Below are 16,095 nucleotides of genomic sequence, written 5' to 3'. Positions count from 1 at the left end.
TAGACCGTCGCCACTAAGTGTTGGGATATAGGTGGCGGAGTTTGATGCGGGCGTCGTCGGTGGTGAAGTGCCACTGGACCTGGCGTTGATCGGCGTTGGTCTGTCGTTGCCAGGCGGCGAGTTCGGCGCCCAGGGTCTCGAGGTCCTCGATGCGACGGTCCAGGCACTGGCGGGTCAGCACCGAGAGTTCGATCTCGGCAATGTTTAGCCACGAGCCGTGTTTGGGGGTGTGGTGGATCTCGAGTCGCTGCGCGAGCGCGAACGCCTCGGCCGGCTCGAAGGCCTCGTAGAGCGATCCGATGCCATGGGTATTGAGGTTGTCCATCACCAGCACCACTGTCTCCGCGTCCGGGTAGTCCACGCACAGAAGCTCTTTGACCTGCCGGGCCCAGTCGATCTTGGTGCGCCGGGGCTGGGCATCGACACGCCTCCAGCCGGCCAGGGGCTCGACCCAGCAGAAGATCGAGCAGGTCCCGTGCCGCACGTACTCCGAATCCTCTCGCCGGTCGCGGCCCGGGGCTGCAGGGATCGGGTCGCGAGCATGGGCCAGCAACTGGTAGGGCTTCTCGTCCATACACACCACCGGGCGTGAGGGATCGTGGGGGCGGGCGTAGACCGACAGAACATCTTCCATCCGGGCTGCGAACTCCGCGTTCGCTTTTGGTGGGATGGTCCAGCACTTCTTCAGGTGAGGACGAAGTTTCGTTTTTTTAAAATCCGGCCGATGGTCGAGTGGTCCAGGTCTGGGATGTCCTCGACCAGGGCGACGTGCTTCTCCAGCAATCGCAGCGACCACCGGGCATGACCCTCCGGCGGCGTCGAGCAAGCCAACGCAATCAACCTGGCCTCGACCTCCCCGGTGATCTGCGACGGCACCGGTGGCAGGTCACGCTGCTTGCGCCCGATCGTGGCCTCCACGTCCTGACCGGTTTCAGCGAACCGCTTGGCCACCAGCCGCACCGTCTCACCCGAGACCCCCAACCGTGCTGCGATCACCTTCTTCTCATCGACCGCCCCGACCGAGGTGTCCAGTGCCAGCAACACCCGGGCCCGCCGGATCATCGAGGCCGGATGCACCCCGGTGGTGGTCAACCGTTCCAAGAACTCACGATCAGCCGAGCTCAACGTCACCGGACGCTTCTTCTGCGAAGGCATTGACAACAGTCCTGACCGGCAGAGGGGAAGGGGAAGTCTGCCGCCACAACCTTGCAACGAAAACAGGCCGGAACTAAGCAGCGACACGCTACTAGGCCCGCGCTGCGAAGTGGTGCGCGCGACGGAGGATGTCGTGGGCACGGGCGAGTTGCGGCGGATGCCCGCCGTGCGTGACATGGCTACCGTCCGGGCCCAGTCGCTCGATCGTCGACTCGGCCCAGGAGATGTCGTCCGAGTCCGGCGCCATCGCGGTGTTGATCACGGGTACCTGCTCGTTCGCGAGCGTCAGTTTTCCGGTCATCCCCATCTCGCGGGCAAGTCGAGTGTCGTCCCGGACGATCTCGGCGCTCTGCGCCAGCGTCGGCCCGTCGATCGGAGCCGCGATCCGGGCTGCCCGGCTGGCGTTGACGAGCCGGGACCGGGCGTATGCCAACGCCATCGGGGTTCGTCCGGCGCCGGTGTCGCGGCAGTAGTCGCCGATCCCGAACGCGAGCCGGGTGACGGGAGCGGTGCGAGCAATGTCGTCCACGGCGACGACGGCCTCCGCCGATTCGATGAGGGCGACCAGCGGGACACCGGGGATCTCCGCGGCGGTGTCCCGGACCTGTGCGGGTGCTTCGGTTTTCGACAGCATCAGCCCGCGCAGCCCGGGCAGGCCCCGGATCGCGTCGAGGTCGCGCCGCCAGTGCGGGGTGGTTACGTCGTTGATCCGCACCCAACCCGGATTCCGCTCGAGCCATCCGGCGGCGCAGGCACGACCCTCATCCTTCGCGGCGAACGGCAAGCCGTCCTCGAGGTCGAGGATCAGCGCATCGGCGCCGGAGTCCGCCGCCGCGGCGAAGACCTCGCTCCCGACCGCAGGAACCAGAAGCCAACTTCGCGACATCGCGAGGTCGATCTCGCTGTGCTGGGCTGTCTCGACACTCATGCTGTTTTTTCCTCGGCCATACCGAGGAGTCTGCGCTTCACCGGGAGGCGGCACACTCGACGAAGCGGAGTGCAGCGAAGGGGTTCGGGCACCGCTTCGTCAGGTGCGGCGCCCGACCCGTCCGGTCCGGCTCAGAAGTCGAAGCCCCAATTGGCCGGGTTGAAGACGACGCGGTACCAGACGGCGGTGACCGAGTCGAACGTACACGGCACGATCACGACCCCGGACGTCTGTTCGAGCGCCGCGGCCTTCCCGCAGAAGTACTCCGCGCCTTCGCCGGACGTCTCGGCACGGTAGACGGGTCCGACGTGCCACGGTTCGGCACTCGCGGTACCGGCGCCGACGGTGGCTCCGAGGACGAGAGGTGCGGCCAGTATCCCGGCCAGTGCTGCGGCACGCCGGGCGGACTTCTTCTGCACGAGAGCTCCTTCGTAGGCGACGACACGACAGTTCTGTGTGGTTAGTTCGCACAAGAAGCGTCGGACGTTACCGCGGTGCTGCGGCCCTCTCCTCGAACACCTCGCTCGACCCGTTCTGCGCGGCGAGCGCGCGGGCTCTGTCCAGGGCCTCCTGAGCGGCCGCCTTCACCGTCGCGGGATCCTCGGCTGTCGCAGGCGCTTCGACCGGTGCGGGCGTCTCGACAGCGTCGGGAGTCTCCGCGGGATCGGGGGTTTCGACGGCATCAGGGGTCTCCACTGCGTCCGGCGTCTCCACTGCATCCGGCGTCTCCACTGCATCCGGCGTCTCCACGGGGTCGGGAGTCTCGATTGCCGGTGCGGGCGCCTTGGTGACGGGGGGTACCTCGACGGGCGCTGTGCCACCCTTTTTCAGATACTGGCCGCACACCGGCCACGCGCCGGGGCCTTGGGTTTTCAATACGTTCTCGGCGACCCGGATCTGCTCGGCCTGACTGGCTTCCGAGGGCACTCCTGTTCCGCCGTGGGATTTCCAGGTTTCCGGTGTGAACTGCAATCCGCCGTAGAACCCGTTTCCGGTGTCGGTGGTCCAGTCGCCGCCGCTTTCGCACTCTGCGACTTCTTCCCAGTCGTGCGGCGCGCCGAACGCGGTTCCCGCGCCCAGCCCCAGTAGAATGGTGGCGGCCGCGCCGATCAGGGCGATCCAGCCGAACGTGCGTTTCTCCATGTTGCGAGTGGTCATGCTGGCTCAATCCTCTCCGCGCTTGCGGACGCGGCATGCCGGCGACGACACGTCGATTGCCGGCCATCCTTTCGGTGCCTCGTCCCGCGCCTCGAAGGTGTCGGGATCACGAACCCGCGTCGGCAGATTTGCAGCGGCGGGCCCCCGAACGTGGCCTCCTCCCGAAATTCACACGGCATGAACAAGGTACGGATGTTCGACTATTGAGAAACGCGAGTGAAAATTGTGCAGTTCTGAGGTTTCGATACCCGTTCGAGTCCATGTCGTGACAATTCCGACATCTGTTGAACAGGTATGCGAATGCTGGATGACGGTGCAGTGAACGCACGCTCCCGTCCTTCGACGGTGGCGGTGGACTGGCTACCCTGACGATCCCGACACCGCCGGAGTCCACCGGCGCGGGGACGAACAGGACAGTGCCGACATGTCGCATTCCTCAGCCGATCCGTGGCGCTCGAGCACCACCCTGGCGCGGTTGCGCGCCGGCCTGGCCACTCTGGGCCCCGGGGAGCAGCGAGTCGCGCGGGCCGTGCTCGCCGAGCCCGCGGCGGTGGTGGAGTTGTCGACGGCGGAACTGGCGGCGGCGTCGGGTACGTCCCCGGCGACGGTGGTGCGGGCGTGCCAGCGACTGGGATTCCGCGGATTCCAGCACCTTCGGCTCGAACTGGCCCGTGTGACACCGGATCCCGAGTGGGCGGCGGCCACCCCGGTGGACACGGCGTTCGGGGCCGCCGCCGAGGCGCTCGCCGCAACTCGCGCGACCATCGATCCCGCCGGGTTCGCCGCCGTCGTGGACCTGATCGTGCGGGCCCGGCGGATCCTGCTGGTGGGCAACGGATTCTCGTCCCCACCGATCCAGGATGCCGCCTTGCGCTTCACCACCGCGGGTCGCAGTGTGGAGGCGCCGCTCGACATCTTGGGGCAGCAGTTCTCGGCGCGGCTGCTCACCGACCGGGACGTATGTCTCGCCGTCAGCTACTCCGGTGCGAACACCCACACCTTGCGGGCGTGCGCGGCGGCGCGTGACCGGGGCGCATCGGTCGTGGCGATCACGAGTTACTCCACTACCCCGCTGACCCGGCTCTCCGACCACGTCTTGTGGGCAGGCGCAGGCGTTCACGAGAACGAGGCGGATTCGTTCTCGGCGCGGATCAGCCAGTTCACGATCCTGTATGCCCTGCAGCGCGCGGTACTCGGCCATCCCGAGCAGCAGGCGGACGACACCGGAGCACGTGACGTCGTCGCGGACGCACTCAGCGATTCACTTCCCGACGAACCGGGTCATACGAACGAGTGCGGCAACCGGAACATGATCGACTGTTAGCGTTCCCGCCGCCCGTTGTTCCGATTCGCGGTCCCACCTGTTCAATCCCGCCCCACACGATGTCACCGACGGAACGCCGTTCCGCAACAGATGGAACGTTGAGTGACGAAGGATGAGTCGTGGAATCGATGGAGGTGGCCGGCACGTTCAACATGCGGGCGGTGGCGGGCCCCGGACTGATGCCGCACACACTGTTCCGCTCCGCGGCGCTCGACCACCTCCACACCGAGGGCCGGGACATGCTGTGCGCATACGGCATCCGCACGGTGATCGATCTGCGCGACGCCACCGAACGCGCCACGGCCGACACGACCGGCGACTGGACGGTGGCTCACCACCCGCTGTACGACCCGCGCACGGGGCCACCGCAGGCCGGCGACATCGCCCACGTATACCAATCCCTGCTCGACGACCGTGGCGGCGCACTCGTGGAAGCGCTGCGCGCGCTCGCATGCTCCCCGGCCCCGGTGCTGGTGCACTGCACCGCTGGTAAGGACCGCACCGGGTTGCTCGTCGCTCTGGCGCTCGCGGAGGTGGGTGTGCCGGACGCCGTGATCCTCGACGACTACGCCCGGTCCGGAACGCAGGTGCGGCCCCACCGCGAGGAAGCGGTACGGCGCCTGTTGACGGAGCTGGCACTCGACTCGGCCGAGCACGCCCGCGCCCTCGAATTGCACCTGGATTCGCCGCCGTCGGTACTAGCCGGCGCCCTCACCCACGTCCGTTCCCGGCATGGAACCATGACGAACTACCTTCGTGCCCAGGGATTCACGGACAACGACCTCGCCGCTCTGCGCACACGACTGCTCGACGCCACCACCCTCACCGTGCTGCACCTGAGCGACGTGCACGCCTCCGCGTCCGCGCCGCTCCACTCCCGCGTCGACGGGATTGCCCGGGTGCGACGGGTCGCCGACCGCGTCGAATCGTCGACGCTGCGTCCCGACGTCGTCGTGGTCACCGGAGATCTGTCACACCACCGCGACGGGTCGAGCTACCCGGCTCTCGCCTCGGTATTCGACGAGCTGCGCGGCCGACTCAGGTGCCCGGTGGTCGTCGTCCCCGGAAACCACGACGAACCACGCCGCTTTGCAGCGGTTTTCGGACGGAACCCGGTCGAACACGTGCACGGTTTCCGGGTGATCGGGCTCGACACCGCGGCGGGATCGGTGTCGCGGGAGGATCTGGACCTGTTGCGTTCCGAGTTGCGCTCGCCCGCACCGAACGGCACGGTCCTGGCGCTGCACCACCCGCCGGTGCCGTCGCCCGCGGCCACGCTCGCCGGACGTGAACTCGCGGCCCCGGAGGAACTTGCCGCGGCGCTCGCCGATTCCGACGTCGTGGCGATCCTCGCCGGCCATTTCCACCACCCGATGAGCGGGGTGTTCGCCGGGATCCCGGTATGGGTGGGTGGTTCGCTCGCCTACCTGCAGGACACCGGGACGCCGGCCGACACCGTCATCGGGTTCGACGCCCCGATGTACTCGATAGTCCGCTGCTCCCGGCACGGAGTCAGCGCGCTGCCGATTCCCCTGCACACCCCCGACGTGCTGTTCCGGTCGAACCCCACGCTCACTGCCGCCGCATCCTGAACCGACCTCGTCATCCCCTCATCCCCCTTCGACCAGGAGAATTCGTGAAAACCCTGTCCCGCCTCGTATCGGCTGCCGCGCTCGGCACGGTCGCCGCGCTCACCCTCGCCGCGTGCTCCGAGCCCGCCGCACCCGACGCCGAACAGACCGGCAACGCCGACAGCGGCGCCGGGACCCTGACGGTGTACACCTCCGAACCGCAGGCCAAGATCGACGCGCTCGTCGCCGCATTCACCGCGGAGACGGGCATCGACGTGGAGGTGTTCCGCGCGGGCACCGGCGACCTGACCGCCCGCATCGAGGCCGAACGCACCACCGGCACGATCGGCGCCGACGTTCTGCTCGCGGCCGACGCCCCGACCTTCGAGAGCTACAAGACCGAGGGTCTGCTGCAGCCGTACACCCCCGCCGACGTGAACGCACTGAATCCGGACGTCGTCGATCCGGACGGCTACTACATCGGCACCCGCATCATCCCGACGGTGATCGCCTACAACACCACGGCAGTCGACGCGCCTCCCACCGCGTGGAAGGACCTGGCCGACCCGAAGTACCGCGGCCAGATCACGCTGCCGAATCCCGACGTGTCCGGTGCCGCCGCGTTCAACACCGCGGTGTGGCTCAGCACGCCCGAACTCGGCGAGAGCTGGCTCGAGGCCCTGGCCGCCAACGACCCGGTGGTCGCCGAGAGCAACGGGCCGGTCGGGCAGGCCGTCGCGGCCGGAACGCAGCCGGTGGGCATCGTCGTCGACTACCTGGTACGGGAACTGGCGGCGAAGGGATCGCCGATCGCGCTGGCCTATCCCACAGACGGCATTCCGTACATCTCGCAGCCGGCCGGCATCTTCACCGGTTCGGACGACACCGAGGCGGCGCGCAAGTTCGTCGACTTCCTCGTGAGCAAGCAGGGTCAGGAACTCGCCGTGAAACAGCAGTACCTGCCGGTGCGCGGCGACGTCGGCACCCCGGACGGGGCACCGGCACTGGCCGACCTGGCGTTGCTCACCCCGGATCTGCAGGAGATCACGAAGATCCAGGACGACGCGGTCCGGAAGTTCAATGGTCTCGTCGGTTAGGTCCGCATCCTCTCCCGCCGCCCGGGTCCTGCCCGGGCGGCGGTTCGATCCCGTCGGGGCCGTGCGGGTGGCGCTGTGGTTGTTCGTCGCCGCCGTGATCGTCGCGCCGCTCGCCACGGTCGTGTCACTCGGGCTCGGCGGCAACCACATTGCGCAACTGATCGACGACGACATCGTCGGCGCCGCGACCCACAGCGTGGTCTCGGCCGGCCTGTCTGCGGTGTTCGCGGTGGTTCTCGCGACCGCGATGGCGTTGCTGCTCGACCGAACCGATCTGCCCGGCCGCGGCGTTCTGCGCCTGATCCTGTTGTCGCCGTTGCTGATCCCGCCGTTCGTCGGGGCGATCGCGTGGACCGGCCTCCTCGGCCCGAGCGGCCTGGCGAATCGGTTCTGGGGGGAACGGTTCGGCGGTCCGTTGTGGAACATCTACGGCGGTGACGGCGTCGTCTTCCTACTGACGGTGCACGCGTACCCGCTGGCGTATCTGATCATCGCGGCGGCGCTGCGGAAGGTGCCGGGCGACCTCGAGCAGATCGCCCGGATCGGCGGTGCCTCCCCGTGGCGCGCGATGCGCACCGTGACGCTGCCGCTGTTGCGTCCCGCCCTGCTCGCCGCGTTCACCCTCACCGCGGTGTCGAACCTGGCCGACTTCGGGATTCCTGCCCTGATCGGGCTGCCGGAGCGATACGTGACGTTGTCGACGATGGTGTACCGCTACATCCAGTCCGGCACGGTGGACCGGCCGCTCGAGGTGGTCTCCACGATCGGGATCGTGCTGCTGATACTCGCCGTCCTCGCGGTGTTCGTCGATCGGCGACTGTCTCGGCGCAGCAGGCAACTCGACGGTCCGGTCACCGCCCAGCAACCGTTGCCGCTCGGCGGTGCCCGCATCCCGACCGGTGCACTTGCCTGGACCGTCGGTCTCGCGCTGACGGGGCTTCCGCTCCTCACGCTCGCCTCCCAGGCGCTGCTCCCCACCCCGGGCGTGCCGCTGACCTGGGACAACCTGACACTCGAGAGCATCGTGGCTGCCGTGACCGCACCGGGCACCGTAATGGGCGTGCAGAATTCGCTCCTCCTCGCCGTCGGCGCGGGAGTCGTGTGCGCTGTCGCAGGCCTGGTGATCGGAGTGCTCACCACCCGCACCCGGTCGCGGGACAACACGAGCCTCGATCTTCTCGCCATGCTGCCGCAGGCGGTGCCCGGACTGGTCATCGCGGTGGGCTGGCTGATCGTCGGCCGCTACACGGGCCTGTTCGACTCTCGTTGGGTGATCCTGTGCGCCTATGTCACCGCGTTCCTGGCGATCGTCGTGCAGGCGGTGCGTGCACCGCTGTCCACCACCCCCACGTCGCTGGAGGAGGCGGCACGCGCATCCGGCGCGTCCCGCCTGCGGACGCTGCGGGACGTGCCGGTGGCGATGACCGTGCCTGCCGCGGCGACCGGCGGTGTGCTGGTGGCGTTGACCGCGGTCCGCGAGCTGACCATGTCGGTGCTGCTGGTGGCACCCGGCACCCAGACTCTCGGGGTGTCCATCTTCAACCTGCAGCAGGCCGGCGACTACAACGCCGCGTCCGCGCTGTCCCTGCTCGTCGCGCTCGTCGGCATCGTCGGTCTCGGCCTGTTCGCCGGCACCCGCGCCGGGCGCTGACCACTCCACAGATCGGAGTCCTCTTCATGTCCGCGATCACCCTCACCGGTGTCGACCTCCGCTACCCCGACGGCACCGCGGGACTGTCCGGTATCGACCTGGACGTCCGCGACGGTGAGTTCGTCGCACTCGTCGGACCGTCGGGTTCGGGTAAGACCACCCTGCTGCGCACGGTCGCCGGGTTTCTCGCCCCCACCGTGGGGCTCGTGCGGCTGGGCGACGAGGTCGTCGCCGACGGCACCCGCGCCGTGCCCCCCGACAAGCGTGGACTGGGAATGGTGTTCCAGCAGCATGCGATCTGGCCGCACCGGAGCGTCGGGCGTAACGTCGCGTACCCGCTCGAGGTTGCCAAGGTGCCGCGCGCCCGGCGCGCCGAGCGGGTCGCGGACGTGCTCGATCTGGTGGGGCTGCCCGGGTTGGCGAAGCGTGATCCGGCGACGCTGTCCGGTGGGCAGCGCCAGCGTGTCGCGCTCGCCCGGGCGCTGGTGGCGCAGCCCCGCGCGCTGCTGCTCGACGAGGCGCTGTCCGCGCTGGACGAACCGCTGCGCGATCGGTTGCGTCTGGAATTGCGCACCCTCACCCGCGCGCAGAACCTGACGGTCGTGCATGTCACGCACGATCGCGCCGAGGCCCTCGCCCTCGCCGACCGGGTCGTCGTGCTCGACGGCGGGCGGATTCAGCAGGTCGGGACACCGGAGGAACTCGTGCAGCGACCACGCTCGGCGTTTGTCGCGAAGTTCCTCTCGGACGCGAACCTGCTGCCCGGCACCGTGTCCGACCATGGCTTCTCGAGCGCCGACGGCGGTGTGCACGTGGGTCGGGATCGGCTGGCGGACATGTCATCCGGAACCGGCATCCTCGCCGTGCTGCCCTCCGACATCGAGGTGACGTCGACGGACAGCGCGGGTACTACCCAGGGGATCGTGATGTCGTCGCTCTTCGGGCGCGAGGCAAGCGACGTCGTCGTGTCCTGCCGCGGCGCCGAATTCCGGTGTGCGGTCCGCGGAACCCGGCCGGTGGTCGGCGACCGCGTCCGGCTGACGATCCGCCGAGCCCTGTTCTACCCGGCCCCGACGAAGGCCGACGTGCCCGCTCCCAGTGCGGCGGCGCTCGCCGGATCGCGGCGATGAGCGAGACGACCCGGTTGGCGCTGGTCCGCCACGGCCGCACCGACTGGAACCGGCGGGGGCTGTTGCAGGGCCACACCGACGTACCGCTCGACGACGTCGGCCGCGGGCAGGCTCGCGATACCGCGCGGATACTCGAAGCCGAGGCGTGGGACACGGTGGTCACCTCCCCACTGTCTCGCGCGGTCGGCACCGGCCGGATCATCGCGGAATACCTCGGGATCGGTGTCACGGGAACGCATTCCGGACTCGCCGAACGAAGTTACGGCGCCGCCGAAGGGCTGACCCGCGAGGACGCCGAGCGTCGGTGGCCGGACGGCGCCTTCCCGGACCTCGAGTCACTGCAATCGGTCTCGGCGCGGGGTTGCCGCGCCCTCGGCGCGATCGCCGGGACCTACCCCGACGGCCGAGTCTTAGTGATCACGCACGGGGCGCTCATCCGCGCGGTACTCGGTGACCTGTCCGACACGGTGGTGCCGCGCATCGTCAACGGCGCGGTCTGCGAGATCGAATGGGCGGGAGGGTGGCGGGTCGTGTCGGTCAACCGCACCGTCTTTCACGGTGTCGCGGACCCTGCGTAGTCCTTCACTCCGGGCGCCGAGCGTCATGACCTGCGCCGTCTCACCGTCGTATCGGCCGACGAACCGATCATGGGTTCAAGCCGCCACAATCCGGCGGCGGCGAGCACGTGCCACAGCGCGTGGCCCGGCAGGAGAGTACCCGGCCTGCAGATCGGCGTCCGGTCGCCCACGGCGCCGAGCAGCGCGCCGGACGCGACAAGCACTGCCGCGACGATCGTCGTGCGCCGCAACTCCGGTCGGACGCGGGCGCGTTCGAGGCAGAGTCCCACCGCGGCCGCGGCGAGGAATGCCTGCACGATCGTCGACGCCGTCGGGCCGGCAGCCACGGTGGGAATCATCAGGAGCGAAACAACGAGCCACCACACCGGCGACAGCCGTCGGCCGAACCGATCGGACGCGGCGTCGACGGCGATGTACGCGAGCAACGTCGCGATCGGGATGTCGTGCGCGTATCCCTGCCACGGAGGGTCGGGTCCGTGCTGGACGAGCGACCCGACACCGACCGCGACGATGAGCAGGCCGTAGGTGATGGACGGCGCGTCGCGCCGGCGACCCACGAGGACTGCGAGGCCGGCAACCACGAAGGCCAGGCTGGTGACAGCGGCCGCGTGCTGCGCGATGAAACCTCCCATACTCCGAGGTTTCCAAAGCCGCCGACGCACCGCAAGCACGACCGGGGCGGTCGCACGAGTGGACGCGGGATAGGGCAACGGCGCGCCGAAAGCGCGAACAAAACCTTCCAGTCGGACTTTTTCTGTGGCATCGTAACGATCCATGGGGGAATCAGCAGTCGCCGCCGTCGCCATCTACCACGCGCCCGCAGCGGACCGACGGGGTACACCGATGGTGGCGCTGGACTACGACGTCCAGCGCGGATCGCGGCATACGTTGTTGCAGAACCTGGCTGGGCGCGGGTGGCGGGACCCCAGCCCTGTCTTCGACGGCGTCGACGACCTGACGTCGGCCGTGCTGTCGTTGCGCTCGGCCGACGGACGCACCCTGTTGATCGAGGACGACACGGACGTTCTCTTCGATGTTGTCGTCGTGCCTCCGCACGGGTGGCTCGAACACGTTCGCGCACTCGGTGCGGTCGGCGTGATCGCCGGAGCCGGAATCACGGCCGCGCCCGACTGGCAGCGACAACTCCCCCGCCTGGCCCGCGAGAGCGAACTTCTCGGGTCGATCGCCACCGTCACGTTCACCAACGCCTCCGGCCGGGAGGATTTCCACGCGTTCGCATACGAGGTGGTCGCCGCGTTGCGGCCGGCACTGCCTCCCGAGGCTGTGCACGATGCGGGGTTTGCGCTCGAGGACGACCGGCCACACCGCGCGGTCCTCGAGGTCGTGGACAGTGCGGTGCGGCACCGAGTCGCCGTTCCCGCGCAGATCGTGGACATGCTCCAACGACGTGCCACGGACCGCACGTCGTTCGGGTGGCGGGACGCCCGAACGCTGACGCGTCTTCTGCGGAAGATTCGCACACGCTGACGGTCGACACCCCGCTGTGCAAGACTCGAATTTGCACGGACGACAGTGATGCGCCGGACCACCCTGATGCGGAGGGCGTCATGTCCCGATCGGTACCCGGAGATGCTCCGGACGACATGGGGCACACGGCGTACGCGCGTGTGCGCGCCGGCCAGCTGAATGCGGTTCAGGCGGCCCTCGAGGACCACACGCGACGCCTGGACTGGCCGCGAGAACAGATCGAGCGCTACCGGACCGCACGGCTGCGGGCCCTGCTCTCGCACGCCCGTGAGCGGTCGCCGTTTCACGCCCGGCGGCTTCGTGGTCTCGATCCGTCGACGGCCACGGTCGCCGACCTGGCGTCGCTGCCGATGATGACCAAGCAGGACGCGCAGGACAAGTGGGATGCGATCGTCACCACTCGTGACCTCGATCGCGAGCGTGCCGAACGGATTCTGGCCGAGCAGCAATGGTTTTCGTACACCCCGGGCGACGCACAGATCTTCAGCTCGGGTGGGTCGAGTGGTGTCCGCGGCGTGTATGTCTGGGATTGGCAGTTCTCCGTGTCGGCCGCGTGCCTGGCCTGGCGGATGCAGGCGCGGGAGGAACGGCGGGCGCCGGTGCAGTCTCCTTCGCGCCTCGCCGTGCTCGCGGCCGGTGTCCCTCCGCACGCGAGCACCCCCTTGTTCGATGTGCCGACCGCACCGGGGATGGAGACCGTTGTGATCCCGGCAGGCGCACCGTTCGACGAAATCGTCGCCGCCGTGGCCGCGGCTCGCCCCACGCACCTGGTCGGATATGCGTCGGTGATCGGACGGCTCGCCCGAGCATCCTTGGCCGGCGGTCTGCAGGTTCACCCCGTCCGGGTGAGCACCAACTCCGAGCCACTGCTGGATGAGGATCGGCAGGCCATCGGCGAAGCCTGGTCGGTGCCGATCCACAACCTGTGGGGGTCGACCGAGATCGGCGTGCAGGCAGTGGGTTGCGGACACGGCGAGGGACTGCACGTGTGCGAGGACGAGGTCGTGCTCGAACGCGTCGACGACAGTGGCACCCCGGTCGCCGCCGATGCGCCGGCCGCGCGAACACTCGCCACGGGCCTGGCCAACCGGACGTTTCCCTTCATCCGCTACGACCTCGGCGATCAGGTCACGTTGCTCCCCGGCACCTGCCCGTGCGGAAGTGCCTTCGTGCGCGTCGCCGACATCGGCGGGCGGCGCGACGACGATTTCCGATACGGGACGAAGACGGTGCCCGCGAGCACGTTTCGTTACGTCCTCGGCGCAGATCCGCGTGTCTCCGAGTACCAGGTCAGGCAGACCGTCGACGGTGCGGACATCTTCGCGGTCGGCGACCCCGACGTCGCCCGGCTGACGTCGGCTGTCGCCGGGGCGTTGCGCCGGCAAGGATTGTCCGATCCGCAGGTCCGGATCGAGGTCGTCGACCACCTGCAGCGCCATCAGGCGAGCGGGAAACTGCAGCGGTTCATCGCACTGCGGTAGCGCGCAGTCGGTTCGCGGCACCCGCCCGGTCGGCCGGGCCGGACAGGGGTCGCCATTCCTCACCCCAGGGTGTCTGTCGCTGCGGCCGCTCCCGTCCGACGATGGTCGTACACGGTCACCCAGTCGAGGAGCAACGATGACGGACAGTGATTTCGGGGCAGTCAGCGAAGACGCCACAGGCGCAGTCTCCGACGGCACGGATCTGAATCGCGTTCACGCCGAGATCGCCCGCCTCGACGCGGAGATCCTGGACGCGGTCCATCGCCGCCTCGTTCTCGCACAGCTCGCGGCTCGTACCCGGGTCGAGTCCGGTGCACCGATGGTCGCGCTCGGCGGGGAGACCGACGTGATCCGCCGCTATCAGGACGAATTGGGCCCCCGAGGTTCGCTGCTGGCGCTGGAATTGCTCCGGCTGGCGCGGCCACCCTTTTCGTCGACGTACCGAACACGGTAGCCGCACCGACACTCACCTCGGTCGACACCGATCGCGAGAGCAGTGCCCAGCAGTCTTCGCGACGCTGGGCACTGTTCGCCTGTCCGGGGCGACTCAGCGCCGTCACGTGGGGAAACCCGGGCCAGATGTGGCAGGCATCATATTCGCGACACTGAAGTTGCGGCGTTCACCCATCGCATTCGGCACCGGCAGAGCCACTTCGGGTGCATCATCAACTACCCTGTCCTGAAGGACGCGGGTTTGCTGCTCACGTTCTCACTGGCTGTGAGAGGGGTGGCTGCTTTAGGCACGGTTGATTGGGCGGCCCGGTAGTTGTCGTGCCCGAGTGCGGCAATGTTGGCGGCGGCGTTATGGTCGGCGTGACCGGTCCATCCGCAGCCGCGGCACCGGAACAGTGCTTGACTGTGCCTGTTCGCGGTGTCGCAGTGCCCGCAGCGGTGGCACGTCTTAGCTTGATCTTTAACCTGGGCAGGCGGCCCCGACGGGTTTTCTAGCTTTGGTTTCGGCGCGTTTGCCCACGTGGTGATGCGGTGCGCGGTGGGTGTTTTTCGATCCGGGTGGGCGTCCGGGTCCGGGTCGACTGGGTTTCGGTGCACTGGCCGGAACAGGCATCGTCGCGCGGGTGCGCGAAAACCCTCGACGAACCTGTGCCGGCGTCAATCGTGTTGGTGGGACAGGCCGTTCCCACGGGCGGCGTAGGTCCTCGGCCAGAGGACGGGCGAGCCGGAGTTGGGCGTAGGCCACCAGCACGATCCAGGTCCAGCGGTCGGCCGCCTCGGGGCTGCGGAGCTTCGGGGCGGTCCACCCCAACGTCTGCTTGAAGAAACGGAACGTGTGTTCGAGGTCGAAGCGCCGCAGAAACATCTGCCACAATCGGTCGATATCGGCGGTTCCCGCACCAGGATGTGAGTACCAGAGCCACACCGGTTTGGGATGCCGGTCCCCGGGCAGGTGATCGACCGTCAGCCGGATCACCGTGCCTTCGACGATCGGCGGCGGTCCCGGGTGGTCCGCCCACGAGCCACGATGGACGAGCCTCGGGTGCAACCGATTCCACGCCGCAGCGGTGGCTGTTCCGTAGCGATCGGTGTCGGTGCTGGTGGTGGTCTCGGGTTCGGGCCAGGTCTGGGGGTCGGCGAATTTGAAGTCGGAACCGTGCCGGGGTGGGCGCCCGGTACGGCCCGGTGGCGGCGCCGGGAAGCACAGCACCCGGTCCGAACGCATCCGACCCAGCACCTGAACCGGGAGATCGGCGAGCACGAACGCCAGCCGGGCCAGCTCGTACCCGGCGTCGAACACCAGCAGAATGTCCGGGTCGCCGTCGCGGTGGTGCCCGGCGTCGCGCAACCGCGTGATCACTTCACGCACCTGGGTGGCCGTCACAACGGTTTCGTCGTCGTCGGGGCGCAGGCGGACCGCGTCGAGCACCGTCGTCCACGAGGTACGGCCGGTCTCGAGGGCGGCGACAAACGAGTACGGCCACCCCGGGATCAGCTGTGCCTGATTCTTCCCGCGGCCGTAGACGTGGCAGAACCCCCGCTGCGGACTCGTCGGTGCATCCGGGCGCAACCAGGCACTGATGTCGACGGCCAACACGATCCGGCCGCCGCGATCACGCGGGATCGTCAGTCCGCCGAGGGCGCGGCGCAGCCGAGCGAGATCTATTCGGCCGCAATTGATTGCGTCGTATAAGGCGCCGTGACCGCGCCGATGCTCGGCGGCCAGTGACAACTCGACCAGGGTGCGAACCGCGGTGCCGGAACACAGCAGCGCATCGGTCAACTCGAACAAAGCATCACCTCGGGCCGGCAGACACCGGTGGAACTCTTCGCGGAACGACACCAGGCCGACACGCGGATCGGGGACCGATTCTTCCCCGACCGCCCGCCGATCGGGCACACTGATACTCACGGCCACCGCCTGTCTTCGTCTCGAAAGTTCTCTGGAAGGAACCTCAAGATGATCAGGCGGTGGTCGCCTCATGCCGCTGCGACACGCCGAACAACACCAGCACCAACTGCCTCACGCCACGGCAGTGGTTAAACGACAAGCTTAGAGCGCATCTGAAAACTCGGGGTGA

At 68.5% G+C, this 16,095-nt stretch carries 17 protein-coding genes; 9 read left to right on the top strand and 8 right to left on the bottom strand.

Features of this window, described 5'->3' with window-relative positions; translation table 11 throughout:
• Positions 1-13 precede the first annotated feature (13 nt).
• The 5 genes from BLV94_RS49065 to BLV94_RS45785 form a co-directional block, all read right to left on the bottom strand.
• Entirely contained in the window at positions 14-796 is a 783-nt protein-coding gene (locus BLV94_RS49065) for an IS630 family transposase (protein ID WP_208613706.1), read from the bottom strand.
• Entirely contained in the window at positions 685-1,155 is a 471-nt protein-coding gene (locus tag BLV94_RS50105; RefSeq protein ID WP_072951821.1) for a helix-turn-helix domain-containing protein, read from the bottom strand. The genes BLV94_RS49065 and BLV94_RS50105 overlap by 112 nt, the downstream gene beginning before the upstream one ends.
• A gap of 91 nt (positions 1,156-1,246) precedes the next feature.
• On the bottom strand, positions 1,247-2,083 hold the full coding sequence (locus BLV94_RS45795; RefSeq protein ID WP_072951303.1) for an HpcH/HpaI aldolase/citrate lyase family protein: 837 nt from the start codon (positions 2,081-2,083) through the stop codon (positions 1,247-1,249).
• Between the two features lie 131 nt (positions 2,084-2,214).
• A complete protein-coding gene (locus BLV94_RS45790; RefSeq protein ID WP_072951301.1) occupies positions 2,215-2,502 on the bottom strand; it encodes a hypothetical protein in 288 nt (95 codons plus the stop codon).
• Positions 2,503-2,569: 67 nt separating this feature from the next.
• On the bottom strand, positions 2,570-3,241 hold the full coding sequence (locus BLV94_RS45785; RefSeq protein WP_072951299.1) for a transglycosylase family protein: 672 nt from the start codon (positions 3,239-3,241) through the stop codon (positions 2,570-2,572).
• A gap of 424 nt (positions 3,242-3,665) precedes the next feature.
• Here BLV94_RS45785 and BLV94_RS45780 point away from each other — a divergent pair, with 424 nt between their 5' ends.
• The 6 genes from BLV94_RS45780 (at position 3,666) to BLV94_RS45750 (ending at position 10,592) form a co-directional block, all read left to right on the top strand.
• On the top strand, positions 3,666-4,565 hold the full coding sequence (locus BLV94_RS45780; protein WP_072951297.1) for a MurR/RpiR family transcriptional regulator: 900 nt from the start codon (positions 3,666-3,668) through the stop codon (positions 4,563-4,565).
• Between the two features lie 128 nt (positions 4,566-4,693).
• Positions 4,694-6,157, top strand: a complete 1,464-nt coding sequence (locus BLV94_RS48155) for a tyrosine-protein phosphatase (RefSeq protein ID WP_244163875.1) — start codon at positions 4,694-4,696, stop codon at positions 6,155-6,157.
• A gap of 44 nt (positions 6,158-6,201) precedes the next feature.
• Entirely contained in the window at positions 6,202-7,233 is a 1,032-nt protein-coding gene (locus BLV94_RS45765; RefSeq protein ID WP_072951295.1) for an ABC transporter substrate-binding protein, read from the top strand.
• Complete coding sequence (locus BLV94_RS45760) at positions 7,217-8,884, top strand: ABC transporter permease (RefSeq protein ID WP_244163819.1); 1,668 nt, start codon at positions 7,217-7,219, stop codon at positions 8,882-8,884. Before BLV94_RS45765 ends, BLV94_RS45760 begins: the two co-directional genes overlap by 17 nt.
• A gap of 26 nt (positions 8,885-8,910) precedes the next feature.
• Positions 8,911-10,014 carry an ABC transporter ATP-binding protein gene (locus tag BLV94_RS45755; protein ID WP_072951293.1) on the top strand — a complete coding sequence of 368 codons (1,104 nt, stop codon included), beginning with the start codon at positions 8,911-8,913 and terminating at the stop codon, positions 10,012-10,014.
• Positions 10,011-10,592, top strand: coding sequence for a histidine phosphatase family protein (locus BLV94_RS45750; protein ID WP_072951292.1), 582 nt, complete (start codon positions 10,011-10,013; stop codon positions 10,590-10,592). The genes BLV94_RS45755 and BLV94_RS45750 overlap by 4 nt, the downstream gene beginning before the upstream one ends.
• Positions 10,593-10,615: 23 nt before the next feature.
• Here the strand turns inward: BLV94_RS45750 and BLV94_RS45745 are convergent, their stop codons facing one another.
• The gene (locus tag BLV94_RS45745) at positions 10,616-11,224 is read right to left on the bottom strand and encodes a hypothetical protein (RefSeq protein WP_072951290.1); all 609 of its coding nucleotides are present in this window, start codon (positions 11,222-11,224) and stop codon (positions 10,616-10,618) included.
• 142 nt (positions 11,225-11,366) lie between these two features.
• Here BLV94_RS45745 and BLV94_RS45740 point away from each other — a divergent pair, with 142 nt between their 5' ends.
• The 3 genes from BLV94_RS45740 to BLV94_RS45730 all read left to right on the top strand — a co-directional run bounded on the left by BLV94_RS45740 (position 11,367) and on the right by BLV94_RS45730 (position 14,015).
• Complete coding sequence (locus BLV94_RS45740) at positions 11,367-12,080, top strand: hypothetical protein (RefSeq protein ID WP_072951288.1); 714 nt, start codon at positions 11,367-11,369, stop codon at positions 12,078-12,080.
• A gap of 80 nt (positions 12,081-12,160) precedes the next feature.
• Entirely contained in the window at positions 12,161-13,561 is a 1,401-nt protein-coding gene (locus tag BLV94_RS45735) for a phenylacetate--CoA ligase family protein (protein ID WP_072951284.1), read from the top strand.
• Positions 13,562-13,697: 136 nt separating this feature from the next.
• Entirely contained in the window at positions 13,698-14,015 is a 318-nt protein-coding gene (locus BLV94_RS45730) for a chorismate mutase (protein ID WP_072951282.1), read from the top strand.
• 215 nt (positions 14,016-14,230) lie between these two features.
• Here BLV94_RS45730 and BLV94_RS48150 read toward each other — a convergent pair whose 3' ends face one another.
• Complete coding sequence (locus tag BLV94_RS48150; RefSeq protein WP_083395977.1) at positions 14,231-14,542, bottom strand: zinc ribbon domain-containing protein; 312 nt, start codon at positions 14,540-14,542, stop codon at positions 14,231-14,233.
• Positions 14,475-15,926: an NF041680 family putative transposase gene (locus BLV94_RS45720; protein ID WP_244163818.1), complete on the bottom strand. Its 1,452-nt coding sequence runs from the start codon at positions 15,924-15,926 to the stop codon at positions 14,475-14,477. Before BLV94_RS45720 ends, BLV94_RS48150 begins: the two co-directional genes overlap by 68 nt.
• Positions 15,927-16,095: the final 169 nt, after the last annotated feature.

The organism is Rhodococcus koreensis (assembly GCF_900105905.1).
GTDB lineage: Bacteria > Actinomycetota > Actinomycetes > Mycobacteriales > Mycobacteriaceae > Rhodococcus_F > Rhodococcus_F koreensis.
This window is presented reverse-complemented; position numbering and strand designations above follow the sequence as displayed.